The sequence below is a fragment of the Pseudomonas sp. 8AS genome, assembly GCF_902506505.1.
In the GTDB taxonomy this organism is placed as follows: domain Bacteria; phylum Pseudomonadota; class Gammaproteobacteria; order Pseudomonadales; family Pseudomonadaceae; genus Aquipseudomonas.
Genome location: NZ_LR733406.1, coordinates 2,784,224 through 2,810,776 on the forward strand (window position 1 = coordinate 2,784,224; position 26,553 = coordinate 2,810,776).

Annotated in this window: 18 protein-coding genes; 6 read left to right on the forward strand and 12 right to left on the reverse strand. The window is 67.7% G+C overall.

Annotation, left to right across the window (positions count from 1 at the left end):
• Positions 1-16: 16 nt before the first annotated feature.
• Entirely contained in the window at positions 17-1,030 is a 1,014-nt protein-coding gene (locus tag GV001_RS12935) for a zinc-dependent alcohol dehydrogenase family protein (RefSeq protein ID WP_160080439.1), read from the reverse strand.
• A gap of 212 nt (positions 1,031-1,242) precedes the next feature.
• On the opposite strand from GV001_RS12935, the gene GV001_RS12940 reads away from it, so the two are divergent.
• The 5 genes from GV001_RS12940 to GV001_RS12960 all read left to right on the forward strand — a co-directional run bounded on the left by GV001_RS12940 (position 1,243) and on the right by GV001_RS12960 (position 9,719).
• A complete protein-coding gene (locus tag GV001_RS12940; RefSeq protein ID WP_160080441.1) occupies positions 1,243-2,160 on the forward strand; it encodes a LysR family transcriptional regulator in 918 nt (305 codons plus the stop codon).
• 246 nt (positions 2,161-2,406) lie between these two features.
• Positions 2,407-3,648: a multidrug efflux RND transporter periplasmic adaptor subunit MexE gene (mexE, locus tag GV001_RS12945; RefSeq protein WP_160080443.1), complete on the forward strand. Its 1,242-nt coding sequence runs from the start codon at positions 2,407-2,409 to the stop codon at positions 3,646-3,648.
• 11 nt (positions 3,649-3,659) lie between these two features.
• Positions 3,660-6,839, forward strand: coding sequence for an efflux RND transporter permease subunit (locus GV001_RS12950; protein WP_160080445.1), 3,180 nt, complete (start codon positions 3,660-3,662; stop codon positions 6,837-6,839).
• A gap of 68 nt (positions 6,840-6,907) precedes the next feature.
• Complete coding sequence (locus GV001_RS12955) at positions 6,908-8,296, forward strand: TolC family protein (protein WP_160080447.1); 1,389 nt, start codon at positions 6,908-6,910, stop codon at positions 8,294-8,296.
• Positions 8,297-8,429: 133 nt separating this feature from the next.
• Entirely contained in the window at positions 8,430-9,719 is a 1,290-nt protein-coding gene (locus GV001_RS12960; protein WP_160080449.1) for a glycosyltransferase family 4 protein, read from the forward strand.
• 3 nt (positions 9,720-9,722) lie between these two features.
• Here GV001_RS12960 and GV001_RS12965 read toward each other — a convergent pair whose 3' ends face one another.
• The 4 genes from GV001_RS12965 to GV001_RS12980 all read right to left on the reverse strand — a co-directional run bounded on the left by GV001_RS12965 (position 9,723) and on the right by GV001_RS12980 (position 14,360).
• A complete protein-coding gene (locus GV001_RS12965) occupies positions 9,723-10,184 on the reverse strand; it encodes a copper chaperone PCu(A)C (protein WP_160080451.1) in 462 nt (153 codons plus the stop codon).
• Complete coding sequence (locus GV001_RS12970; protein WP_256664999.1) at positions 10,175-11,707, reverse strand: PepSY domain-containing protein; 1,533 nt, start codon at positions 11,705-11,707, stop codon at positions 10,175-10,177. The genes GV001_RS12965 and GV001_RS12970 overlap by 10 nt, the downstream gene beginning before the upstream one ends.
• Positions 11,708-11,723: 16 nt before the next feature.
• Complete coding sequence (locus GV001_RS12975; protein WP_160080453.1) at positions 11,724-13,889, reverse strand: TonB-dependent siderophore receptor; 2,166 nt, start codon at positions 13,887-13,889, stop codon at positions 11,724-11,726.
• An 81-nt stretch (positions 13,890-13,970) separates the two neighbouring features.
• Positions 13,971-14,360: a DUF2946 domain-containing protein gene (locus tag GV001_RS12980; protein WP_160080455.1), complete on the reverse strand. Its 390-nt coding sequence runs from the start codon at positions 14,358-14,360 to the stop codon at positions 13,971-13,973.
• A gap of 231 nt (positions 14,361-14,591) precedes the next feature.
• Between GV001_RS12980 and GV001_RS12985 the strand changes: the two genes are divergently transcribed.
• Entirely contained in the window at positions 14,592-15,251 is a 660-nt protein-coding gene (locus GV001_RS12985) for a glutathione S-transferase family protein (protein WP_160080457.1), read from the forward strand.
• 1 nt (position 15,252) lies between these two features.
• Here GV001_RS12985 and GV001_RS12990 read toward each other — a convergent pair whose 3' ends face one another.
• The 7 genes from GV001_RS12990 to GV001_RS13020 form a co-directional block, all read right to left on the reverse strand.
• Complete coding sequence (locus GV001_RS12990; RefSeq protein ID WP_160080459.1) at positions 15,253-16,719, reverse strand: efflux transporter outer membrane subunit; 1,467 nt, start codon at positions 16,717-16,719, stop codon at positions 15,253-15,255.
• On the reverse strand, positions 16,716-16,856 hold the full coding sequence (locus tag GV001_RS12995) for a hypothetical protein (RefSeq protein WP_160080461.1): 141 nt from the start codon (positions 16,854-16,856) through the stop codon (positions 16,716-16,718). The genes GV001_RS12990 and GV001_RS12995 overlap by 4 nt, the downstream gene beginning before the upstream one ends.
• Positions 16,853-19,960: an efflux RND transporter permease subunit gene (locus GV001_RS13000; protein ID WP_160080463.1), complete on the reverse strand. Its 3,108-nt coding sequence runs from the start codon at positions 19,958-19,960 to the stop codon at positions 16,853-16,855. The genes GV001_RS12995 and GV001_RS13000 overlap by 4 nt, the downstream gene beginning before the upstream one ends.
• Positions 19,961-20,045: 85 nt before the next feature.
• Positions 20,046-23,138 (reverse strand): MdtB/MuxB family multidrug efflux RND transporter permease subunit, encoded by a 3,093-nt coding sequence (locus tag GV001_RS13005; RefSeq protein ID WP_160080465.1) that lies wholly within the window; start codon positions 23,136-23,138, stop codon positions 20,046-20,048.
• Positions 23,135-24,343: an MdtA/MuxA family multidrug efflux RND transporter periplasmic adaptor subunit gene (locus tag GV001_RS13010; protein WP_160080467.1), complete on the reverse strand. Its 1,209-nt coding sequence runs from the start codon at positions 24,341-24,343 to the stop codon at positions 23,135-23,137. Before GV001_RS13010 ends, GV001_RS13005 begins: the two co-directional genes overlap by 4 nt.
• A 158-nt stretch (positions 24,344-24,501) precedes the next feature.
• Entirely contained in the window at positions 24,502-25,002 is a 501-nt protein-coding gene (gene tpx / locus GV001_RS13015) for a thiol peroxidase (RefSeq protein ID WP_160080469.1), read from the reverse strand.
• A 57-nt stretch (positions 25,003-25,059) separates the two neighbouring features.
• A complete protein-coding gene (locus GV001_RS13020; RefSeq protein ID WP_160080471.1) occupies positions 25,060-26,406 on the reverse strand; it encodes a sodium:alanine symporter family protein in 1,347 nt (448 codons plus the stop codon).
• Positions 26,407-26,553: the final 147 nt, after the last annotated feature.

Below are 26,553 nucleotides of genomic sequence, written 5' to 3' on the forward strand. Positions count from 1 at the left end.
GGCCGGCCACGCTGGGTCAGACCTGCAGAACCAGGCGTCCGCGGCGCGGGCAGGTTTCCATCAGACGGTGGGCGGCCACCACCTGGTCGAAGGCGAACACCCGCTCGATCTGGGTGCGCAGCAGGCCGTCGCTGGTCAGCTGGTTGACGCCTTGCAGGGCCTTGGCCACGGCGTCAGTGTCCTGAGGGATGCCGAGTTCTTCCTTGCCGGTGAAGTTGCCGAGGCAATGGACGAAGAACTGGATGTTCTTCTGGAACGCGGCACAGGCCGGGAACGGCGTTTCGTTGCCGCCCTGCAGGCCGAACAGGATCAGACGCCCGCGTGGCGCCAGGACGTCGCCGAGCAGGCACATCTGCGGGCCGCCCAGGGCGTCCATGACGATATCGACGCCGCGCCCGTCGGTCAGCTTAGCAACGCGGCTGACCAGGTCCTGTTCCTCGGTGAGAATCACCGCGTCGGCGCCCAGTTCGCGCAGGTAGTCGGCATCCTCGGCAAATTCGGTGGCGGCGATCACCCTGGCGCCCAGCGCCCTGCCCAACTGCACGATGTACGGCCCCCAGCACTGGCTGGCCGCGGTGACCAGCACGCTTTCGCCGGGCTTGAGCTTGGCCAGATCGATGAAGCCGAACCAGCCGACCAGCGATGGCAGGTAGTGCACGCTGGCCTGCTGCGCGGTGAGGGTGTCCGGATAGCGGGTCAGCGAGGTACGCGGCAGCACCACGTGCTCGGCGTAGCTCGGGTAACGGTTGAGGCTGTGGCCGGGGAAGCTGGCCACCTTGTCGCCCACCGCCAGGTCGGTCACACCCTCGCCCACGGCCAGCACCACGCCAGCCATCTCGTGGCCGAGGCTGGCCGGCAACTGGGCCGGGGTGGGCGCCAGGTTCTGCCGCCAGAGCACGTCGTACCAGCTGACGCCGATCGCCTCGACGCGAATCAGCACTTCGCCGGCGACAGGCACAGGGCTCTGCCGCTCTTCGATCTTGAGGACGTCGGCCTCGCCGAACTGGTGGAAACGAATGATGCGGGACATCGCGAACCTCGCCGGTTAACCCCTATGGCCACGGACTTTATCCGGGCTTAGCCGGCAACGCCACCTGCCGGGGCTAATAGTGACCATCTCTGCCGATGATGATGAGCTGCCGCTGCATCATCCACTTCGTATAGTGTATTGCCTGGCGACCACCAACCGCATTAGCCTGCATGGTGCAGCCGCTTGCGCAACCACGCCAGAATGGACACCGGATGAACCGCAACGATCTTCGCCGAGTCGACCTCAACCTGTTGATCGTGTTCGAGACGCTGATGCACGAGCGCAGCGTCACCCGCGCCGCGGAAAAGCTGTTCCTCGGCCAGCCGGCGATCAGCGCCGCCCTCGCCCGCCTGCGCGCCCTGTTCGACGACCCGCTGTTCGTGCGTACCGGGCGCAGCATGGAGCCCTCGGCGCGGGCGGTGGAGATCTTCGCCCTGCTCGCGCCGGCCCTGGACTCTATCTCCACCGCGGTCAGCCGCGCCGCCGAATTCAACCCGGCCACCAGCAACGCGGTGTTTCGCATCGGCCTGTCCGACGATGTCGAGTTCGGCCTGCTACCGCCGCTGATCAAGCGCCTGCGCGCAGAGGCGCCGGGCGTGGTGCTGGTCATTCGGCGCACCAACTACCTGCTGATGCCCGGCCTGCTGGCCTCTGGGGAAATCTCCGTGGGTGTCGGCTACACCGAAGAGCTGCCGGCCAACGCCAAGCGCAAGGTGCTGCGGCGCAGCAAGCCCAAGCTGCTGCGCGCCGACACCGCCCCGGGCAAGCTCGGCCTGGACGAGTTCTGCGCCCGCCCGCACGCGCTGGTGTCCTTTGCCGGCGACCTCAGCGGCTTCATCGACGAGGAGCTGCACAAGCTCGGCCGCCAGCGCCGGGTGGTGCTGGCCGTGCCGCAGTTCAACGGCCTCGGCACCCTGCTCAGCGGCACCGACATCCTCGCCACCGTGCCCGACTACACCGCCGCGGCCCTGACCGCCGCCGGTGGCGTGCGCGCCGAGGAGCTGCCGCTGGACTGCCCCAGCTTCGAGCTGCACATGGCCTGGCGCGGCGCCCAGGACAACGACCCGGCCGAGCGCTGGCTGCGCTCGCGCATCCAGATGTTCTGCGGCGACCCGGACAGCCTGGGCTGAAATCCGCCCCGACTACCTGTTGCAAAGGCTGAGGAGCAACGCGACTAAGCCCAAGCAACTCTGCCCCAGGCTGTTGGGCTTCGCTGCGCTCAGCTCCGTCCCCTGTGCTTACATGGCGGTGTATCGATACAAGCCTGCCAATCATCATTCCGGCTGATATTCATCTTCGAATTGTTCGATTCGTTCCCTGCAACACCCCGCCGCAGACTCCGCCCATTCGTAAATCCAATCTGGCGGAGTTCTCACATGGAACGGTTCACTACCCCCCTCTTGCGCTACCCCCTGGCCCTCGCCGCCGTTCTGCTACTCAGCGCCTGCGGCAAGGCCGCGGATAGCGCCGCGCAACACCCGGCCGCCAAGGTCAGCGTGGCCGAGGTGATTCAGCAACCGATCAACGAGTGGGACGAGTTCACCGCCCGCCTGGAAGCCCCGGAGTCTGTTGAGGTGCGCCCGCGCGTGTCCGGCTACATCGACCGCGTGGCCTTCGACGAAGGCAGCCTGGTTAAGAAAGGCGACCTGCTGTTCCAGATCGACCCGCGTCCGTTCCAGGCCGAGGTCAAGCGCCTGCAGGCCGAAGTGCAGCAAGCCCGCGCCAACCAGACCCGCACCGCCAACGAGGCCCGTCGTGGCGATCGCCTGCGCCAGAGCAACGCGATCTCCGCCGAACTGGCCGATGCCCGCAGCAGTGCGGCCGCCGCCGCCCAGGCCAATGTCGCTGCCAGCCAGGCGGAACTGGAGAACGCCCAGCTCAACCTCAGTTTCACCCGCGTCACGGCCCCGATCGACGGTCGCGTCAGCCGCGCCGAGATCACCGAGGGCAACCTGGTCGGCGCCGGCCAGTCACTGCTGACCACCGTGGTCTCCACCGACAAGGTCTACGCCTACTTCGACGCCGACGAGCGCGTGTTCCTCAAGTACCTCGAGCTGGCCCGCCAGGCCGGCAGCGACGCCCGCGGCGCCAGCCCGGTGTACCTCGGCCTGTCCAGCGAAGCCGGCCATCCGCACCAGGGCCAGCTGGACTTCCTCGACAACCAGGTCAACCCGAAGACCGGCACCATCCGTGGCCGCGCCGTGTTCGACAACCGTGACGGCCGCTTCACCCCCGGCCTCTATGCCCGCCTCAAGCTGGTCGGCAGCGGTACCTACGCGGCCGCGCTGATCAAGGACGAAGCGGTCGGTACCGACCTGGGCAAGAAGTTCGTCCTGGTCCTCGACAAGGACAACGCCGTGCAGTACCGCGCCATCGAGCTCGGCCCGAAGCTGGAAGGCCTGCGCATCGTCCGCCAGGGCCTGGCCAAGGGCGAGAAGATCGTGGTCAACGGCCTGCAGCGCGTCATGCCCGGCTCCACCGTCGATCCGCAGTCCGTGCCGATGGCCGACGAAGCCACTCTCGCCCAGCTGGCGCGCCTGCGCCAGGCCGTGGATGGCCGCGACGCCCCGCGCGTAGCCGAGCAGCAAGCCAAATCCAGCAACGCACCGCGCGGCTGAGGTAGAACGCCATGAACTTCTCCCAGTTCTTCATCAAGCGGCCGATCTTCGCCGCCGTGCTGTCCCTGCTGGTGCTGATCGCCGGTGCGATCTCGCTGTTCCAGCTGCCGATCAGCGAATACCCGGAAGTGGTGCCGCCCACCGTGGTGGTGCGCGCCAACTTCCCCGGCGCCAACCCCAAGGTGATCGGCGAGACCGTCGCCTCGCCGCTGGAGCAGGCCATCACCGGCGTGGAAGGCATGCTCTACATGTCGTCGCAGTCCACTGCCGACGGCAAGTTGACCCTGACCATCACCTTCGCCCTCGGCACCGACCTGGACAACGCCCAGGTGCAGGTGCAGAACCGCGTGACCCGCACCATGCCGACCCTGCCCACCGAGGTGCAGCGCCTTGGCGTGACCGTGGACAAGGCCTCCCCGGACCTGACCATGGTGGTGCACCTGACCTCGCCGGATCAGCGCTACGACATGCTCTACCTGTCCAACTACGCCGCGCTCAACGTCAAGGACGAGCTGGCGCGCCTGGACGGCGTGGGCGACGTGCAGCTGTTCGGCATGGGCAACTACTCGCTGCGCGTGTGGCTCGACCCGAACAAGGTGGCTTCGCGCAACCTCACCGCCTCGGATGTGGTCGCCGCCATCCGCGAGCAGAACCGCCAGGTCGCCGCCGGTGCCCTCGGCGCGCCGCCCTCGGACGCCGGCAACAGCTTCCAGCTGTCGATCAACACCCAGGGCCGCCTGGTCAGCGAGGAAGAGTTCGAGAACATCATCATCCGCGCCGGCGACGACGGCGAGATCACCCGCCTGAAGGACATCGCGCGCATCGAGCTGGGTTCCAGCCAGTACGCCTTGCGCTCGCTGCTGAACAACCAGCCGGCCGTGGCCATCCCGGTGTTTCAGCGCCCCGGCTCCAACGCCATCGAGATCTCCGACTCGGTTCGCGCGCGCATGGCCGAGCTGAAGCAGAGCTTCCCGCAGGGCGTGGACTACGAGATCGTCTACGACCCAACCATCTTCGTGCGTGGCTCCATCGAGGCGGTGGTGCATACCCTGCTCGAAGCCATTGTGCTGGTGGTGCTGGTGGTGGTGCTGTTCCTGCAGACCTGGCGTGCCTCGATCATTCCGCTGGCCGCCGTGCCGGTGTCGCTGATCGGCACCTTCGCCGTGATGCACCTGTTCGGCTTCTCGCTCAACGCCCTGTCGCTGTTCGGCCTGGTGCTGGCCATCGGCATCGTGGTGGACGACGCCATAGTCGTCGTAGAGAACGTCGAACGTAATATCGGCCTCGGCAAGTCGCCGGTGGAAGCCACCCGCCAGGCCATGAAGGAAGTGACCGGCCCGATCGTCGCAACGGCCCTCGTGCTGTGCGCCGTATTCGTGCCGACCGCCTTCATCTCCGGCCTCACCGGGCAGTTCTACCAGCAGTTCGCCCTGACCATCGCCATCTCCACGGTGATCTCGGCGTTCAACTCGCTGACCCTGTCGCCGGCCCTGGCCGCCGTGCTGCTGAAGGATCACCACGCGCCCAAGGACCGCTTCTCGCGCGTGCTCGACAAGCTGTTCGGCGGCTGGCTGTTCAACCCGTTCAACCGCTTCTTCGACCGCGCCAGCCATGGCTACGTCGGCACCGTGAAGCGCGTACTGCGCGGCAGCTCGATTGCCCTGCTGGTCTATGGTGGCCTGCTGGTGCTCGGCTACCTGGGCTTCTCCAGCACCCCGACCGGCTTCGTGCCGCAGCAGGACAAGCAGTACCTGGTCGCCTTCGCGCAACTGCCGGACGCCGCCACCCTCGACCGTACCGAGGCGGTGATCAAGCGCATGTCGGAAATCGCCGGCAAACACCCTGGCGTGGAGAACACCGTGGCCTTCCCCGGCCTGTCGATCAACGGCTTCACCAACAGCCCGAACAGCGGCATCGTGTTCACCCCGCTCAAGCCGTTCGACGAGCGCAAGGACCCGAGCCTCTCGGCCAATGCCATCGCCGCCGAACTGAATGCCCAGTTCGCCGACATCCAGGACGCCTACATCGCCATCTTCCCGCCACCGCCCGTGCAGGGCCTGGGCACCATCGGCGGCTTCCGCCTGCAGGTGCAGGATCGCGGCAGCCTGGGCTACGAGGAGCTGTACAAGCAGACCCAGAACATCCTCAACAAGGCGCGCGCACTGCCGGAGCTGAACCCGATGTCGGTGTTCACCAGCTACCAGGTCAACGTGCCGCAGATCGACGCCAACATCGACCGCGAGAAGGCCAAGACCCACGGCGTGGCCATCAGCGACATCTTCGACACCATGCAGGTTTACCTGGGCTCGCTGTACGCCAACGACTTCAACCGTTTCGGCCGTACCTACCAGGTCAACGTCCAGGCCGACCAGCAGTTCCGCCTGGAGCCCGAGCAGATCGGCCAGTTGAAGGTGCGCAACAACCGCGGCGAGATGATCCCGCTGTCCACCTTCGTCAAGGTCGACAGTGCCTCGGGCCCGGACCGGGTGATGCACTACAACGGCTTCCTCACCGCCGAGATTAATGGCGCGGCGGCGCCGGGCTACAGCTCCGGCCAGGCCGAGGCGGCGATCGCCAAGCTGCTCGACGAGGAACTGCCCAACGGCATGACCTACGAATGGACCGAGCTGACCTACCAGCAGATCCTCGCCGGCAACACCGCGATCTTCATCTTCCCGCTCTGCGTGCTGCTGGCCTTCCTGGTGCTGGCCGCCCAGTACGAGAGCTGGAGCCTGCCGCTGGCAGTGATCCTGATCGTGCCGACCGTGCTGTTCTCCGCCATCACCGGGGTGATCCTGGCCGGCGGCGACAACAACGTATTCACCCAGATCGGCCTGATCGTACTGGTGGGCCTGGCGTGCAAGAACGCCATCCTCATCGTCGAGTTCGCCAAGGAGAAACAGGAAGAAGGCCTCGACCGCATCAGCGCGGTGCTGGAAGCCTGCCGCCTGCGTCTGCGCCCGATCCTGATGACCTCCATCGCCTTCATCATGGGCGTGGTGCCCCTGGTGCTGAGTTCCGGCGCCGGCGCCGAGATGCGCCATGCCATGGGCGTGGCGGTGTTCAGCGGGATGATCGGCGTGACCTTCTTCGGCCTGCTGCTGACCCCGGTGTTCTATGTGCTGATCCGTGGTTTCGTGGAGAAACGCGAGGCGAAGAAAACCGCCCGCCTGCAGGAGGTGCACGCATGACGCGCCAGCACCGATCGTTCCCACGCTCCAGCGTGGGAATGCAGCCCGGGACGCTCCGCGTCCGCCTCGTGAAAGCCGGTGGAATCAGTCTCCTGGCTCTAGCTATTAGCGCCTGCGCCGTCGGCCCGGACTACCAGGCACCGGACACCCAGCCGGCACAGATCACTGCGCTGGAGGCCGGCGACTACGACCGCACCGACTTCGAATCGGCCTGGTGGCAGCAGTTCGACGACCCCACCCTGAGCCAGCTGGTGCAGCAGTCGCTGAAGGAAAACCGCGAGCTGCGCGTGGCCTTCGCCCGCCTGCGCGCCGCCCGCACCATCCGTGACGATGTCGGCAACGACCAACTGCCGGTGATCACCAGCCGCGCCAGCGGCGAGTTCGGCAAGGCCCAGCAGCCGCCCACCAGCGAGCAGCGCATCCGCCAGGAGCGCTACGACCTGGGCCTGGACATGGCCTGGGAGCTCGACCTGTTCGGCCGCATCCAGCGCAGCATCGAGGCCAGCGAGGCGCAGAGCGAGGCCGCCGAGGCCGAGCTGTACCAGCTGCAGGTGAGCCTGATCGCCGAGCTGGTGGACGCCTACGGCAACCTGCGCGGCGCGCAGCTGCGCGAACGCATCGCCCGCGACAACCTCAAAAACCAGAGCCAGTCGCGCGCCCTCACCGAGCAGCTGCGCGACGCCGGCATCGGCAGCGAACTGGACGTGCTGCGCGCCGATGCCCGCCTGGCCGCCACCGAAGCCAGCCTGCCGCAGCTGCAGGCCGAGGAAGCGCGCGCGCGGCACCGCATCGCCACCCTGCTTGGCCAGCGCCCGGAGCAGCTGACGGTCGACCTTTCTCCGCAGCCCTTGCCGGTAATTGCCAAGGCCCTGCCGATCGGCGACCCCGCCGAGCTGCTGCGCCGCCGTCCGGATGTACGTGTGGCCGAGCGCCAGCTGGCCGCCGCCACCGCCAATGTCGGCGTGGCCACCGCCGACCTGTTCCCGCGAGTCAGCCTGTCCGGTTTCCTCGGCTTTACCGCCGGCCGCGGCTCGCAACTGGGTGCCGCTGCAGCCAACGCCTGGGGCGTGGCACCGACCATCAGCTGGGCGGCTTTCGACCTGGGCAGCGTGCGGGCCCGCCTGCGCGGCGCCGAGGCCGACGCCGATGGCGCCCTGGCCAGCTACGAGCAGCAGGTGCTGCTGGCCCTGGAAGAGTCGGAAAACGCCTTCAGCGACTACGCCAAACGCCAGCAGCGCCTGGTCGCGCTGGTGCGCCAGGTCGAGGCCAGCCGCGCGGCGGCCGAGCAGGCGGCGATTCGCTACCGCGAAGGCACCGAGGACTTCCTGGTGCTGCTCGACGCCGAGCGCGAGCGCCTGGCCGCCGAAGACGCCCAGGCCCAGGCCGAAGTCGAGCTGTACCGCGGCATAGTCGCCATCTACAAGGCGCTCGGCGGAGGTTGGCAGCCGCAAGCCTGAATGAACTGACGTTCCTCCTGGGTCGACTTCCTCCTTTGTCGGCTACTCCTTCCCCGCGGTGCTGCTCCAGCCCGTGGGGATTTTTTTACCTGCGGTTATACTCGCGCCCCTTCACTGGCTGGGCGGCACTCACATGAACGTACTGATCATCGGCTATGTCTGGCCGGAACCGCGCTCGTCCGCGGCGGGTAGCCGGATGATCGAGCTGATCGAGCTGCTGCGCGCCCAGGGCTGGCCGGTGACTTTCGCCAGCGCCGCCGCGCTGTCCGAGCATCGCGCCGACCTGGCCGCGCTCGACGTGCCGGAAGTGCCGATCACCCTCAACTGCGACAGCTTCGACGCCTTCGTCGGCGAGCTGCAGCCGGATCTGGTGCTGTTCGACCGCTTCTTCAGCGAGGAGCAGTTCGGCTGGCGGGTCGAGCGCGCCTGTCCGAATGCCCTGCGCATCCTCGACACCTGCGACCTGCACAGCCTGCGCGATGCCCGTCAGCGCCTGCTGAAAGCCGCGCAGCAGGCCTGCGCCAGCGAGGCGGAAAAACAGCAACGGGGAGCCGTCGCCGCCACGCCCGACGAACTGTTCGCCGCCATGGCCGCGGAGGACCTGGCCCAGCGCGAGGTCGCCGCCATCTACCGCAGCGACCTGTGCCTGCTGATCTCCGACTTCGAGCAGGCGCTGCTGCAACAGCAGTTCGGCGTGCCGCCCGCCCTGCTCCACCATTGCCCGCTGATGCTGATCCCCACGGCCACCGTGCAGCCGTCCTTCGAGCAGCGCGCGCACTTCCTCAGCATCGGCAACTTCCGCCACGCGCCCAACTGGGATGCCGTGCTGTGGCTCAAGCAGCAGCTCTGGCCGCTGATCCGCCAGCGCCTGCCGCAGGCCCAGTTGCATGTCTACGGTTCCTACACGCCGCCCAAGGCCACCGCCCTGCACAACCCCAGGCAGGGCTTCCATGTGCTGGGCTGGGCCGACGATGCCCATGCGGTGATGGTCCAGGCCCGCGTGTGCCTGGCGCCGCTGCGGTTCGGCGCCGGGATCAAGGGCAAGCTGGCCGATGCCATGGCCTGCGGCACGCCCAGCGTGACCACGCCGATCGGCAGCGAAGGCATGGCCGGCGAGCTGCCCTGGGGTGGCGCGGTGGTCGAGGATGCCCAGGCCTTTGCCGAAGCCGCGGTGGCCCTGCATGAGGACCCGACGCTGTGGCTACAGGCCCAGGGCAACGGCGCGCGCATCCTCGGCGCACGCTTCGACCGCCGGCAGGCCGGCCAGGCGCTGATCGAGCGCCTGCTGGCCCTGCGTTCCAACCTGGCGGCCGAGCGCCGCGCCAACTTCGTCGGCGGCATGCTGCGCCACCACACGCTCAAGAGCACCCAGTACATGGCGCAGTGGATAGCCGCGAAGAACCGCCCCGCGCCAGGCGCCTGAGGCTCAGTGGTGCTCGGCGGCGGGGGCGTCCTTCTCCACGGCGACCTCGACCTGCACGTCGCCGGCACGCTCGAAGTGCAGGGTCAGCGGGAAGCGTTCGCCGTCCTTGAACTGGCGCTGCAGGCCGAACAGCATCACGTGGTAGCCCATCGGCGCGAACCTGGCCTGGCCCTTGCCTGGCACCTCGACCACCTGGACCTGCTGCATCTTCATCAGCCCGTTCTGGTGGATATGCTCGTGCAGCTCGGCCTTGGCCGCCACCGGGGTGTCGGCGCCGAGCAGGCGGTCGGCCTGTGCGCCCTGGTTGTGCACGATGAAATAGGCCGCGGCGGTCGGCGCCACCGGCGGCATCTCGCGCGACCAGGGATGCTCGATGTGCAGCTCGCCGGCCGCGTAGTCATGGGCGTTGGCCAGCAGCGGGCAGCACAGCGCGGCGGCGAGCGCGAGGGCGTGTTTCATGGACATGGTGTTTCTCCTTGGGGGATATACGAAGGTGTGGGGGCCGGGCGTGGCCGTTTACCGGCCCGCCGCAGGCGTGACAGGCGCCGCCAGCCCAGCAGTATGCCGCTGAGACTGATGGCCAGCCCACCCAGGCTGAACAGAATGATCAGTGCCTCGCGCAGGTGCGGGCGTTCCAGCAGCGGTTGCCAGTCCCAGCTGTGCAGCAGGTTGAACAGCCAGCGGCTGGCGCGGGCGCGGCTGTCGAGCTGGGCCAGCAGCGCGCCGCTTTGCGGGGCGAGATAGAGCCAGGTGGCCGCCGCATCGTCGAAGCGCACGCGCAGCACCGGCAGGCGCCGGGGGTAATGGCCGTACATGCTCTGCTCGGCCCTGGCGTAGTAGTAGGCATCGTAGTCATGCAGCAGCTCGGCTTCGCTGCGCGCCGCCGGCTGCATGGCCCGGGCCGCGGCCAGCAGGGTCGCGTCGGGCAGCAAGCGCTGCGCCTGGTCCTGCGCCTGCTGGCCCATGACCCGGCTGTTGCCGGCCGCATCGAAGGCGCTCAGGTAGGCCCGCCCGCCGAGCATGCGCCACTCCAGTTCATGGGCATGCAGGCCGGCCTGACGCAGCCTTGCCAGGCTCTCGTCGAGGGGCAAGGCCAGCTGCTCGGCCGTCAGCGCGCCGCCACGGTAGTCGGCGACGTTCAGCGTCGAGCGACTGTCGAACAGCTGCCAGGGCCGCATCGACAGCAGGCCACTGAAGATCCAGGCAAGCAGCACGCCGCCGAACAGCAGCCCGGCCAGATGATGCCAGCGCGCCGCGCCGGCATAAGGCGAGCGTGAGCCGCTGCGGTAGGGTTTGCCGAAGCGCCAGCGCAGCAGCCCGACCACCTGGCCGAGCAGCGCCATCAGGCTGGCGGCCAGGGCCAGGTAGATGACCAGCTCTGCCCACCAGGGCAGGTCGCGCGCGGCATACAGCCAGTGCAGCCAGGCGCCCAGCCAGTTCCAGGCGCGCTCCCGGGCGCTGGCATCGCGCACCACCGCCCCCGTGCGGCTGGAGATGTACAGCAGGCTCTGCGCCTCATCGGCCAGTTGCACCCGGTGCAGCGGGCGGTCCGCGTCCAGGGCGCGGGAGCGGCTCCAGGCGTCCTCCATGACCAGGTCCAGGTACCGCGCCGGCGCCCCTGCGCCGAACTGGCGGGCGCTGGCCAGGGCCTGCTCGGCATCCACCGCGGGAAGCAGCCGGCCGCTGCGGGCATCGAAGGCCCGGCTGCTGCCATCGGCATAGGCGAGCAGATAGCGCGGCCGGCCGCCGATACTGGTCAGACGCAGGCCCACTGGCGGACTTTGTGCGGTGCCGGCGGCCACCACCCGGCCCGGCTCGACGCAGCAGCCACTGGCAGGCAAAACCGGCAAATGTGCCAGATGCTCGGCCGGCGTCAGCTTGGGGTAGCCGACATACAGCATGACCACCCCGGACACCAGCCACAGCGCCATGAACAGGCACAGGACGATGCCCAGCCGGCGGTGCCACAGGTACAGATGGCGTTTCAGCTGCATGCCGGCGGCCTCAGAAGCGCGTATCGAGCGCCAGCTCGAAACTGCGTGGCGCGCCCATGTAGTAGAGGCTGGCGTAGGCCTGCCTGGCGTAGACCTCGTCGGTCAGGTTGCGCACCCGTGCGGTCAGCGTGCTGTGCTGGTCCACCCGGTAGCGGGCGAAGGCGCCGTACAGGGTGTAGGCCGGCGCCTTGAGGCTGTTGGCGTTGTCGGCGAAGACCGAGGCGACATAGCGGGCATCCACCCCGGCCTGCCAGGCCGGGGCGATGTCGTAGCTCAGCCAGGCGTTGGCGACGTGGTCCGGCACGTTGCTCGGGCTGTTGCCCGCGCGCGACACCGACTGGCCGCCGACGGCCTCGTTGAACTCGTCGTAGCGGGCATCGACGTAGGCGTAGTTGGCCTCGGCCAGCAGCTTGGGCGTGAGCTGCAGCTTGCCGGCCAGCTCGATACCGCGCGAGGTCTGCTGGCCCGCCTGCACCGTCAGGTTGGGGTTGCTGGAATCCTTCACCGTGAAGTCGCGGCGCACGATCTGGTACAGCGCCAGGGTGGCCGAGCCGCGGCCGTCGAGGAAGTCGAACTTGCTGCCCGCTTCCCACTGCTCGCCGGTGGTCAGGTCGTACAGACCGACCTGCGAGTAGGTAGCCGAGGCCAGCGAGCCGGCCGGCGGGTCGGCGGCGGTACTGTACTGCACGTAGACGTTGGCCGCCGGGGTCAGCGCGTAGACCAGGCCGAGCCGGCCGGTGACTGGCTCCCAGGTGCGCTCGAAGAATGCCGGGCTGGTCGGCGTCACCGCGCCGTAGTTGCTCACCTCCATGTGCAGGTGGTCGTAGCGCAGGCCGCTGAGCAACGCCAGGCGCGGGCTCAGCTCCAGGCGGTTCTCCAGGAAGCCGGCCAGGGTGGTGACTTCGTGCTTGCGCTGCTTGCGCAGGCCGCCGTTGACCCCGGGGATGTCATGGAAGCTGCCGGGGTCGAAATGCTCGGCGTCCACCGTGTCGTACGGGGCACTGGAAAACGCCGAGCTGGGGTGCAGGCGCTGACGGTTGAGCGAGTAGTCGAGCCCCGCCGACCACTGGCTGAACAGGCCGAACAGCTGGTTGTCGTGGCGCAGCTCGAAGCGGTTGCCATCGACCCGCTGGTCGTGGCGCTGCAGCAGCGCCGAATAGCGCCGGACCAGGCTGTTGTCGGCGTTGTAGCGGTAGTTCTCCAGGTTGCGGTAATCGCGCTGGGCGTCGTAGTGGTACAGGGTGTTCTGCAGGCTGCTGCTGTCGTCGATCCGGTAGTCGATGATCGAGCGCAGCCAGCGCACACGCTGCTCGTAGCGCCCGTCGGCGACGTTGTAGTTCTCGAAGCGGCGATCCTCGTCGATCTTCATCGTGCCACCGACCGGGTTGCGCAGCGGCGAGCCCCAGTAGGGGCTGTCTTCGCGGTCCTCCTGGTACTCCAGGGCCAGAGTGTGGCTGAGGTCGGGCGTGAGGTCGCTGAGGATGGAGAACGCCGTGCTGGTGGACTCGCGCTCGTTGCGGTCCATGTAGCCGTCGCCGGCCGTGCGGCTGACGTCCAGGCGGGCGAAGTGCCGGGGTTCGGGGCCGCTGCTCAGGGCCTGGTTGACCCCGAGCGACAGCTCCGAGCTGTCGTAACTGCCATAGCGCAGGCGGCCTTGCAGCGCCTGTTCCTCGCGGCTGGCCAGCTTGGTGATGTAGTTGATCGAGCCGCCGACGGCGCCCGCCCCGTAGAGGAAGGTCGAGGGCCCACCGAGCAGTTCGACACGGTCGTAGATCCAGGCGTCCACCGGGCGATTGGCGCTGCTGTAGCTCATGCCGATGCCGTTGTAGAGCTGGGTGATCTGCCCGGCGGTGAAGCCGCGGTAGGAGACGAAACCGCCATAGCCGGGGTTGGCCGAGGCGTTGACCCCGGTCATGCCGTTGATCACGTCCTGGGTGTCCTTGGCGCCGCGCGCCTCGATCAGGGCGCGGTCGGCGACGCTGACCGAGGCCGGGGTTTCGCGGGCGCTCAGGCCCAGGCGCGAGCCGGTCTTGATCGGTTGGTCGAGGATCACCCCGGAGGGGGCTTCGGCGCTGGCGCTGATGGTGCTGGTGGGCAGATCGAGTGGCGTGCCGGCGGCCCACGCCAGCGGGCTGCTGCCGAGCAGCAGCACCAGGCCGGTAGTTCTGATGGTCATGCAAGACTTCCGTGCAGGAAAAATCAACCGGGCCTACGGCCGCCCTGCGCGCAGGCGCAGGCAGGCACGTGGCCGAATGTTTCAGGCAGGCAAGTCGGTGGGTGAAGCGCGGGGGTTGAGCGAGGGCCACAGGTAGCGCGGCGGCGGTTGCGCCCAGTGTTGCGGCTGGCTGGGCGCGCCGCCGACGGCCGGCGGGAAGCCCGCGGCCCAGGCGTGGCTGTGCAGGGCCACGGCCAGGCCGTATGACGAGCACAGCGGGCAGGAAAACGCATCGGCCTGGTGCTGCGGCGAGCCCTCGCCCAGGTCCACCGCCGCGACATTACTGCCTTCTGCGCAGAAGCCGCCCTGCAGGCCGCTGAGGCGCAGGCCGCTGGCCTGGCCGTGATGCAAACCGCAGGCGAACAGGCTGAGCAGGAGGCTGGTGTACAGCGCCCAGGCGATCAGCGTGCGGTGGTCACGGGTCAGAGTCATGGCCGCGACTCTACCACCGCCGCGCCGGAGGATAGAAGCCGGCAGCCCCCGGCCATTTGCCGCACCCGCGCGTCAGTGCGCACCGATAGGGTACGCCAGGCAGGGCCTGCCCTCTGCGGCTGTGGAGCATTGCATCAGGGCGCTGTCGAAATCCCCAGGGCTGCAACGACTAGTACAGGAAGCGCCCGGCACTATGCTCAGCGCATGCCCGACCAACCCAGGGAGTCGACCATGGCCATCCAGCTCTATGCCCATCCCTTCTCGTCCTACTGCCAGAAGGTGCTGATCGCCCTCTATGAGAACGCCATCCCCTTCGAGTGGCGCCTGCTCGCCCCGGAAAACCCGCAGGCCATGGCCGAACTGGCGGCGCGCTGGCCGTTCCGGCGTTTCCCGCTGCTGCTCGACGGCGAGCGTGCGCTAAGCGAGTCGAGCATCATCATCGAATACCTGCAGCAGCATTACCCCGGCGCCAGCCGCCTACTCCCCGAGGATGCCGACGACGCGCTGGAGGTGCGCTTCATGGACCGCTGCTTCGACCTGTATGTTTCCACGCCGATGACCGCCTGCGTGTTCGACCAGTTGCGCCCCGAGGCGCAGCGCGATGCCTGGGGCGTGGCGCAGGCGCGGCAGCTGCTGCAAACCGCCTACTGCTGGCTCGACAAGAAAATGGCCGGGCGCGAATGGGCCGCCGGCGCCGACTTCAGCCTGGCCGACTGCGCCGCCGCGCCGGCGCTGTTCTATGCCGACTGGATAGAGCCGATAGCCCCGGAGTTCGGCACCCTGCGCGCCTACCGCCAGCGCCTGCTGGCGCGGCCCTCCTTCGCCCGTGCGGTGGACGAGGCGCGGCCGTACCGGCACCTGTTCCCGCTGGGTGCGCCGGAGCGCGACTGAACTATTCGGTCGGCTCGATCGGCTCGGTCACGCCATCCCAGCCGCCACCGAGGGCGGCGACCAGCTGCACGCTGGCGGTCAGGCGGTTGCCCTGCAGGGTCAGGCGCGTGCGTTCGCTGGACAGGGCGCTGGTCTGCACGCTGACCACGTCGGTGAACTCCACGGTGCCGGCCTTGTACTGGTTGAGGATCAGCCGCAGCGACTCGCGCGCGGCGTCCAGCCCCTCTTGCTGCACCACGGCTTCGCGCTCCAGTACGGCCAGCTGCACCAGGTAGTCCTCCACCTCGCGGAAACCTTGCAGCACGGTCAGCCGGTAGTCGGCCACGGTCTGGTCGTAGCTGGCCTCGGCCTGCTCGACCTGGGAGCGGATCAGCCCGCCGTCGAACAGGTTGAGGGCGAACTGCGGGCCGATCGACCAGAAGCGGTTGGGCAGGCTGATCCATTCGTCGAGGCTGCCGCTGCGGTAACCGCCGCTGGCACTCAGGGTCAGGTCCGGGTAGTAGGCGGCCTTGGCCACGCCGATCTGGGCGTTGGCGGCGATCACCCGGCGCTCGGCAGCGGCGATATCCGGGCGGCGTTCCAGTAACGCGGAAGGCAGGCTCAGCGGCACCGCCGGCAGCTGCGGCACCTGTTCGCGCGCGGCCAGCTCGAACTCTGACGGCGCCACCCCGACCAGCACGGCCAGGGCATGTTCCAGCTGGGCGCGCTGGTATTCCAGGTCGACCGCATCGGCCTCGGTGCTTTTCAGCTGGGTCAGCGCCTGGGTCACGTCGGAGCGCGGCACGATGCCGGCCTGGTACTGGTTCTCGGCGATGCGGAAGGCCTGTTTATAGGCGGCCACGGTCTCGTCGAGCAGGCGTTTCTGCTCATCCAGCACCCGTAGCTGCAGGTAGCTCTGCACCAGTTCGGACTGCTGGCTGAGGCGCACGGCGGCCAGATCGGCGGCGCTGGCCTGCAGGCTGGCGCTGTCGGCTTCCAGCTGGCGGCGCAGCTTGCCCCAGACATCCACTTCCCAGCTCACGCCGAGGCTGGCGTCATAGGTCTTGGAGACCTGCGCGGCATTCGAGCCGCTGACGCTGACCCCGCCGGTGGTGCCGATGGTGCTGTCGCCGCCGCCCTGGCCGGCGCGGGTCACCCCGGTATCCAGGCCAATAGTCGGGAAGAACGCGGCCCGCGCCCCACGGGCCAGAGCCCTGGCCTGGCGGTACTGGGCTTCCGCGCTGGCCAGGCTCTGGTTGTTGGCATTGAGCCGTTCGATCAGTTGGTTCAGTTCGCCGTCGCCGTACAGCTCCCACCAGTTGCCGCGCAGCTGGGTGTCGGCCGGCGCCGCCGCCTTCCAGCCGGCCGCCTGCTTGAACTGCAGCGACTCGGCGGAAGCCGGGCGCTGGTAGTCGGGGCCGATGGCACAGGCGCCCAGAGTCAGGGCGGCAACGGCGAGGCACAGCGGGCGAAGGAGCGAAGGCTTCATACGTGGGTATCCAGGGCAGCATCGGTGCGCACGCCGCGCCAGCGGTTGACGCGGTGGCGCAGGCGGTCGAGGTAGAGATAGACCACCGGGGTGGCATGGCGGGTCAGCAGCTGGCTGGAGGTCCGTGCAGGCTTCATACGGGCGTGTCCAGCGCAGCATCGCTACGCACGCCGCGCCAGCGGTTGACCTGGTGGCGCAGGCGGTCGAGGTACAGGTAGACCACCGGGGTGGTATAGAGGGTCAAGAGCTGACTGAGGATCAGCCCGCCGACTATGGTCAGGCCCAGCGGCTGGCGCATCTCCGCGCCTTCGCTCATGCCCAGCAGCAGCGGCAAGGCGCCGAGCATGGCGGCCAGGGTGGTCATCATGATCGGGCGGAAACGCAGCAGGCAGGCGCGGCGGATCGACTCCTGCGGACTGAGCTTGTCGTGGCGCTCCAGCTCCAGGGCCAGATCGATCATCAGGATGGCGTTCTTCTTCACCACGCCGATCAGCAGGAACAGGCCGAGCAGCGAGATCAGGCTGAACTCGCCGCCGCTGAGGATGATCGCCAGCAGCGCACCGACCCCGGCCGAGGGCAGCGTGGAGAGGATGGTCAGCGGGTGGATATAGCTCTCGTAGAGGATGCCGAGGACGATGTAGACCACCAGCAGCGCGCTGAGGATCATCAGCGGCTGGCCCTTGGCCGCGGCCTGGAATGCCCCTCCGGTGCCGCCGACCAGGCCCTGGACCTCGGTGGGCAGGTTGACCTGCGCCACCGCCTGGGCGATCGCCAGGTTGGCCTGCTCCTGGGTGACGTCCTTGGCCAGCGAATAGCCGATGCTTTCCGCGGCGAACTGGCCCTGGTGGTTGACCCGGTCCTCCTCCAGGCTGCGCTGCCAGCGGGCGAAGCTGGACAGCGGCACCCGCGCCCCGTCGGCGCTGATCACCTGGATCTGGTCCAGCGCCTCGGGGTACTCGGCAAACGTCGGATCGATCTCCATCACCACGCTGTACTGGTTGAGGCTGTCGTAGATGGTGGAGATCTGCCGCTGGCTGAAGGCGTTGTTCAGCACCGCGGTGACCATGGCCATGTCCACGCCCAGGCGCTGGGCGGTGGCGCGGTCGATCTGCAGGCTGATCTGCTGGGCGCCCTCGCCTTCGTTGGCGTCGATATCGGTCAGCTCCGGCAGCCTGGCCAGGGCGTCGCGCACCTTGGGCAGCCACTCGCGCAGGTCGTCCAGGCTGCTGGCCAGCAGCACGTATTCGTTCTCCGAGCTGCGCCCCTGGCGGCCGCCGAACTGCAGGTCCTGGTCGGGCATCAGCATCAGGCGGCCGCCCGGCACCTTGGGCACGCTGTCGCGCAGGCGCTCGATCACCTGCTGGGCCGACACGCCGCGCTCGCCGATGGGTTTCAGGCGCACCACCAGGAAGGCGTTGTTGATCCCGCCGTTGCCGCCAATGAAGCCGGCCACGCTCTGCACCGCCGGATCGGCCAGCAGCGCGCGGCGGTAGATCTCCATCTTCGGCTGCATGACCTGGAACGACAGGCCGTCGTCGCCACGGACGAAACCGATCAACTGGCCGGTGTCCTGCTGCGGCATGAAGGTCTTCGGCACTTCGATGAACAGGAATACGTTGAACGCGATGGTCGCCAGCAGGCTGCACAGGGTCAGCCGCGAGTGACGCAGGGCCCAGTCCAGGCTGCGTGCGTAGCCGTCCAGCACCCGCTCCTGCAGGCGCGCGCCGAAGCGCTGCAGGCGCCCAGGTTGGCGCTCAGCCGCCTCGGCCTTGAGCCAGCGCGCGCAGAGCATCGGCGTCAGGGTCAGCGACACCAGCATGGAGATCAGGATCGCCACGGTCAGGGTGATTGAGAACTCGCGGAACAGGCTGGCGACTATGTCGCCCATGAACAGGATGGAGAGGAACACCGCGACCAGTGACAGGTTCATCGACAGCAGGGTGAAGCCGACTTCCTGGGCGCCTTTGAATGCCGCCGCCATGGGCTTCTCGCCAGCCTCGATATGCCGCGAGATGTTCTCCAGCACCACGATGGCGTCGTCCACCACCAGGCCGGTGGCGATGATCAGCGCCATCAGCGACAGGTTGTTCAAGGAGAAATCCAGCAGGTACATCACCGCAAAGGTGCCGACCAGCGACACCGGCACCGCCAGCGCCGGGATCAGCGCGGCGCGCCAGCGGCCGAGGAAGGCGAACACCACCAGGATCACCAGCGCCACGGCGATCAGCAGGGTGCGCTCGGCCTCGTGCAGGGTGGCGCGGATCACCGGCGAGCGGTCCATCGCCACTTCCAGCTGCACGCTGGCCGGGATCACCGCCTGCAACCCGGGCAGCTCGGCGCGGATGTCCTCGATGGTCTCGATGATATTGGCGCCGGGCTGGCGGTTGATCACCAGCAGCACCGAGTCGTCGTCGTTGTAGAAGCCGCTGTTGTAGCGATTTTCCACCGAGTCGCGGACCGTAGCCACATCGCTCAGGCGCACCGCCGCGTTGTTCTGGTAGCGGATGATCAGCGGCTGGTAGTCGGCGGCCTTTTCCAGCTGGTCGTTGGCCTGGATCTGCCAGTGGCGGCTGGCGTCTTCCACGGCGCCCTTGGGTCGGTCGAGGTTGGCCGTGGCGATGGCGCTGCGCACCTCGTCCAGGGCGATGCCGTACTGGTCGAGCAGGCGCGGCTGCAGCTCCACCCGCACCGCCGGCAACGAGCTGCCGCCGATCTGGATCTGGCCGACGCCCTGCACCTGGGCCAGTTTCTGCGCCAGCACGGTGGAGGCGACGTCGTACAGCTGGCTCTTGTCCAGCAGTGGCGAGGTCAGCGACAGCACCATGATCGGTGCCTGCGAGGGGTTGAACTTCTTGTAGGTGGGCATGCTGCGCATGCCGCTGGGCAGCAGGTTGCGCGCGGCGTTGATGGCCGCCTGCACCTCGCGGGCGGCGGCGTCGACGTTACGCTCGAGGTCGAAGAGGATGACGATCTGCGTGCTGCCCTGGCTGCTGCGGCTGGTCATCTCGCTGATCCCGGCGATGCTGCCGAGCGATCGCTCCAGCGGCGTTGCCACGCTGGAGGCCATCACCTGCGGGCTGGCGCCCGGCAGCGTGGCGTTGACCACGATGGCCGGGAAATCCATCTTCGGCAGCGGCGCCACCGACAGCAGACCGAAGCTGACCCAGCCGAGCAGCAGAATCGCCAGGCTCAGCAGCAGCGTGGCCACCGGCCGGCGGATAAAGGGCGCGGAGATGTTCATTTCCATGCACCTGTAGGAGCCAGCTTGCTGGCGATGCTTCTGCTGGTGACCGGATCGCCAGCAAGCTGGCTCCTACAAAGAACAATCACGCTGTCACCCCCGCCGCGCTGCGACCGAAATAGCGACGCGACAGGCGATCGAACCACAGATAGATCACCGGCGTGGTGAACAGCGTCAGCACCTGGCTGAGCAGCAGGCCGCCGACCATCACCAGGCCCAGCGGCTGGCGCAGTTCGGCGCCGGAACCGCTGGCCAGCATCAGCGGGATGGCGCCGAACAGCGCGGCCAGGGTGGTCATCAGGATCGGGCGGAAACGCAGCAGCGCGGCCTGGTAGATCGCCGCCTCGGGCGCCATGCCCTGCTGCCGCTCCGCCTCCAGGGCGAAGTCGATCATCATGATGGCGTTCTTCTTGACGATGCCGATCAGCAGGATGATGCCGATGATGGCGATCAGGCCCAGGTCGTTGCCGCTCAGCAGCAGCGCCAGCAAGGCGCCGACCCCGGCCGAGGGCAAGGTCGAGAGAATGGTGATCGGGTGGATGTAGCTCTCGTAGAGCACGCCGAGCACGATGTACATGGTGACGATGGCCGCCAGGATCAGCAGCAGGGTGCTCGACAGCGAGGCGCGGAAGGCCTCGGCGGCGCCCTGGAACTGGCTCTGGATGCCGGCCGGCAGGCCGATGTCCTGCTGCACCTGCTCGATCACCGCCACCGCCTCGCCCAGCGACACGCCACTGGCCAGGTTGAACGACAGGGTCACCGCCGGGAACTGGCCGATATGGTTGACCAGCAGGCTGGCTGCGCGCTCGTCGATGCGCGCCAGGGAGGCCAGCGGCACCTGGCCGCCGCTGGCGGTCGCCACATGCACCTGCTGCAGGGCCTGCGGGCCGAGCTCGCCGGCGCCGGCGCTCTCCAGCACCACGCGGTACTGGCTGACCTGGGTGAAGATGGTGGAGATCTGCCGCTGGCCGAAGGCGTCGTACAGCGCATCGTCAATAGCACTGATACTGACACCAAGCCGCGAGGCGGCGTCACGGTCGATCCGCAGGTACACCTGCAGGCCGCGGTTCTGCAGGTCGCTGGCCACGTCACGCAGCTCGGCTTGCTCGCTCAGGGCCTCGACCAGCCTGGGTGTCCACTCCTCCAGCAGCGCGGCATCCGGCGATTCCAGGCTGAACTGGAACTGGGTGCGGCTGACCCGGTCCTCGATGGTCAGGTCCTGCACCGGCTGCAGGTACAGGGCGATGCCGGGAATCGCCGCCAGTTCGGGACGCAGACGCTCGATCACTTCGCTGGCGCTGACCTCGCGCTCGGCATGGGGCTTGAGGTTGATCAGCAACCGGCCGCTGTTGAGCGTGGCGTTGTCGCCATCCACGCCGATATAGGACGACAGGCTGGCCACCGCATCATCGCGCAGGATAACTTCGGCCAGACGCTGCTGGCGCTCGCTCATGGCGGCGAAGGAAATGCTCTGCGGCGCCTCGGAAATACCCTGGATCACCCCAGTGTCCTGCACCGGAAAGAAGCCCTTGGGCACCGCCAGGTACAGCACCACGGTCAGCGCCAGGGTGCCGAGGGCCACCAGCAGGGTCAGCGGCTGGTGTTTGAGCACCCATTGCAGGCCGACGCCATAGCGCTCGATCAGGCCGTCGATAAAGGCGCCGCTGGCGCGGTAGAAACGCCCCTGCTCTTCCTCTTTTTCGGCCTTGAGCAGGCGTGCGCACATCATCGGAGTGAGGGTCAGCGACACCACTAGGGAGATCAGGATGGCCACCGCCAGGGTAATGGCGAACTCGCGGAACAGCCGCCCGACCACATCGGCCATAAACAGCAGCGGAATCAGCACCGCGATCAGCGAGAAGGTCAGCGAGATCAGGGTGAAGCCGATCTGCCTGGCGCCCTTGAGCGCGGCATTCAGCGGCGTCTCGCCCTCCTCCAGATGGCGGGCGATGTTCTCCAGCATGACGATGGCGTCGTCGACCACGAAGCCGGTGGCGATGGTCAGGGCCATCAGGGTCAGGTTGTTGACCGAAAAGCCGGCCAGGTACATCACGCCGAAGGTGCCGATCAGCGACAGCGGCACCACGATCGACGGAATCACGGTGGCGGACAGCTTGCGCAGGAACAGGAAGGTCACCAGCACCACCAGGCCGATGGCCAGGATCAGCTCGAAGCGCACATCGTCGATGGCCGCGCGGATGGTCTGGGTGCGGTCGGTGAGCAACTGGACCTCGATGCTGGCCGGCAGGCTGGCGGTGATCTGCGGCAGCAGTTTCTGGATGCGCTCGACCACCTCGATGACGTTGGCCCCCGGCTGGCGCTGGATGCTGACCAGCACGGTCTGGTTGCGGTCGGCCCAGGCGGCCAGGCGCTCGTTTTCGGCGCCGTCGATAACGGTCGAGACGTCCTTGAGGCGCAGCGCGGCGCCGTTCTCGTACTTGAGGATCAGGTCCAGGTAGGCCTCGGCCGACTCCAGCTGGTCGTTGGCGTCCAGCTGCGAAACGCGGGTCGGGCCGTCGAAGTTGCCCTTGGGCTGGTTGACGTTGCTGGCGGTGATCAGCGTGCGCACGTCGGCCAGGTTGAGACCATGGCTGGCCAGGGCTTCGGGGTTGACCTTGATGCGTACCGCCTTGCGCTGACCGCCGGCCAGGCTGACCAGGCCGACGCCGCTGATCTGCGCGATCTTCTGCGCCATACGCGTGTCGATCAGGTCGTGCACTTCGGTCAGCGGCAGGCTCGCCGAGCTGATCGCCAGGGTCAGCACCGGGGTGTCGGCCGGGTTGACCTTGTTGTACACCGGCGGTGCCGGCAGGTCGCTGGGCAGCAGGTTGCTCGCCGCGTTGATCGCCGCCTGCACCTCCTGCTCGGCCACGTCCAGGTTCACTTCCAGGGTGAAGCGCAGGGTGATCACCGAGGCGCCGCCGGAACTGGTCGAGGACATCTGTTTCAAGCCCGGCATCTGGCCGAACTGGCGCTCCAGCGGCGCGGTCACCGCGCTGGTCATCACCTCCGGGCTGGCGCCGGGATACAGGGTGAGCACGCGGATGGTCGGGTAATCCACCTCCGGCAGCGCCGACACCGGCAGCAGGCGGTAGGCGATCAGGCCGGTGAGGAAGATCGCCACCATCAACAGGGTGGTGGCGACCGGACGCAGGATGAACAGGCGTGAAACATTCATGCGTCGTGCTTCTGCTCGGTCTTGGCGGCCGGCTGGGCCAGGGCGCCGGGTTCGCCGACCACCTGCACCACGCTGCCTTCCTTGAGCTTGTCGGTGCCTTCCAGCACCAGGCGTTCGCCGACCTTGAGGCCGGCACTGACCAGGGTCAGCGCGCCGTCGCTGGCGCCCACTTCGACGTTGCGCAGCTGCACCTTGTCGTCCTGATCGAGGAGGAACACGAAGGTGCCGCGTGCGCCGTACTGCAGCGCCGCCGAAGGAATCAGGGTGGCGTCCTGGCGGGTCTCCACGCGTAGGCGCACGTTGACGAACTGGTTGGGAAACAGGCTCTCGCCGGCATTGTCGAAACGCGCCTTGAGCTTGACCGTGCCGGTGGCGACGTCGATCTGGTTGTCCAGGCTGTGCAGCACGCCTTCGGCCAGCAGCTGCTGCTCGCCGCGATCCCAGGCCTGCACGCGCAGGGTTTCCTGCTTGCGCACCCGAGCCAGCACCGGTGGCAGGTCATTCTCGGCCAGGGTGAAGTTGACCGAGATCGGCTTGACCTGGGTGATCACCACCAGCGGCGTGGCGTCGCCACTGCTGACCAGGTTGCCTACGTCGATCTGGCGCAGGCCCAGGCGGCCGTCGATCGGCGCGCGGATGCGGGTGAATTCGAGGTTGAGGCGCGCCTCGGCGACCGCAGCCTGGTTGCTCTTCAGCGTGCCGCGGTACTGGCCGACCAGGGCGGCCTGGGTGTCCAGTGTCTGCTTGGCGATGGAGTCCTCGGCGTACAGGCCCTGATAGCGAGCCAGGTCGATCTCGGCGTTCTTCAGCTGCGCCTGGTTCTGCGCCAGGGTGCCCTCAGCCTGCTGCAGGGCGACCTGGTAGGCGCGCGGGTCGATCTGCGCCAGCAGGTCGCCGGCCTTGACCAGCTGGCCTTCCTCGAACAGCACCTTGACCAGTTCGCCATCCACCCGGCTACGTACGTTCACGGTATTCAGCGCGGTCACCGTGCCCAGGGCCTTGAGCTCGATATTGAAGTCGCCCTGGCTGACCTGGGTCACCCGCACCGGCACCGGCCCGCTGTCGCGCCCCCAGGGGCCGCCGCGGCCACCCTTCTCCAGCGGCTTCGCCGGCCACAGCCACCACAGCAGCAGGACGACGGCGAGCAGCGCCAGGGCGATCAGCCAGGGGCGGTAAGAGCGCGATGCAGAGCGAATATCAGGCATGGTCCGGGTCACTTTCCTTGGGAGCGTGAACGATAAGCACTCTCGGCGGCCAAGCAAAGGGTCTTTACCGCCCATTTACCCTCGATTGACGTAACCAAGTGTTCGAGGCGCAAAAGAAAACGGCCTGCTAGGCAGGCCGTTTCAAGGTATTGCAGGTCTTACTTCAGTGCGGCAATGGCCGCCGCGTAGTCCGGCTCGTCGGCGATTTCGCCGACCAGCTCGCTGTGCAGCACCTTGTCGTGTTCATCCAGCACCACCACCGCGCGGGCGGAGACGCCGACCAGCGGGCCGCTGGCGATGGCCACGCCGTAGTTCTTGAAGAACTCGGCGCCGCGCATGCTCGACAGGTTGATCACGTTGTCCAGGCCTTCGGCGCCGCAGAAGCGCGACTGGGCGAACGGCAGGTCGGCGGAGATGCACAGCACCAGGGTGTTGGCCAGCTTGCTCGCCTCAACGTTGAACTTGCGCACCGAAGTGGCGCAGGTCGGCGTGTCGATGCTGGGGAAGATGTTCAGCACTTTGCGCTTGCCGGCCAGGCTGGCCAGGCTCACGTCGGAAAGGTCCTTGCCCACCAGGCTGAACGCCGGCGCCTGCTGGCCGGCTTGCGGCAGCTGGCCGTCGACCTGGATAGGATTGCCCTGGAGAGTTACTTGAGCCATTTCAGTGTCCTTTTTTTGCGAGTGAGAAACCGGGCAGAAGGCTGCCCGGCGGGTAAATCATCGGTTCTGGGCGAAGTGCTCGCGGGTCAGCTTGACCACCACCGGGCTGAGCAACAACAGCGCCAGCAAGTTGGGTAGGGCCATCAGACCGTTGAGGGTGTCGGCCAGCAACCAGGCGAAGTCCAGGTGAGCGATGGCCCCGAACGGTACCGCCAGCACCCAGAGGATGCGGAACGGCAGGATCGCGCGAATGCCGACCAGATACTCCCAGCATTTTTCGCCGTAGTAGCTCCAGCCCAGAATAGTGGTGAAGGCGAACACTGCCAGGGCAATGGTCAGAATATAGCCACCAATGCCCGGCATGGCCGACTCGAAGGCCGCCCCGGAGAGGGTCGCGCCACTGGCGCCACTGCTCCAGACGCCGGAGCAGATGATCGCCAGGCCGGTCATGCTGCAGATGATGAGGGTGTCGATGAACGTACCGATCATGCCGATCATGCCCGAACGCACCGGGCTGTCGGTGGTGCCGGCCGCCTGGGCGATACCGGCGGTGCCCAGGCCCGCTTCGTTGGAGAAGATGCCGCGGGCCACGCCGAAGCGGATCGCCGCCATCACCGCCGCGCCGGCAAAGCCGCCGGTGGCGGCAACCGGGTTGAAGGCCGATTCGAAGATCAGGGCGAAGGCGCCGGGAATGGCTTCGGCATTGACTGCCAGCACCACGATGGCGGCGATGATGTAGGCCACGCACATGATCGGCACCAGGGTCGCGGCGACCTTGCCGATACGCTGGATGCCACCGAGGATCACCAGGCCGACGATGGCCATGGTCACCACGCCGGTGATCCAGTCGGGAATGCCGAAGGAGCCATGCAGGGCGTCAGCCATGCTGTTGACCTGGACCATGTTGCCGATGCCGAAGCCGGCGAAGCCGCCGAACACGGCAAATGCCCCGCCGAGCCAGGCCCACTTCTTGCCCAGGCCGTTCTTGATCGCATACATCGGCCCGCCGACGTGTTCGCCGCGGTCATCCATTTCGCGGTAATGCACGGCCAGCACCACTTCGCAGTACTTGGTGGCCATGCCCACCAGCGCCGTGCACCACATCCAGAACAGCGCGCCAGGGCCGCCGAGGAAGATCGCGGTGGCCACCCCGGCGATGTTGCCGGTACCGACGGTGGCCGCCAGGCAGGTCATCAGCGCCTGGAACGGGCTGATTTCGCCGCTGCTGGCGTCGCCCTTCTTGCGCCCCTGCCACATCAGGGCAAAGCCGCTACCGATACGCAGCACGGGCATGAACTTGAGCATCAGCATCAGGATCAGGCCGGTGCCGAGAATCAGCACCAGCATCGGCGGGCCCCAGACCAGGCCGTTGATCTGATTGACTAGCGAGTTGAGGGTCTCCATCGGTCACGCTCCTTTTTCTTGTAAGGCACGCGGGTAACGCGCCTGGACTGGATGCGCCTGCCGGTAAGGCGGCGATCCGCGATCAGCCGTCGTCAGACGATGGTTGGCACCGCGACGAACGACATGCAACAAGGCCCGCGGCAGACG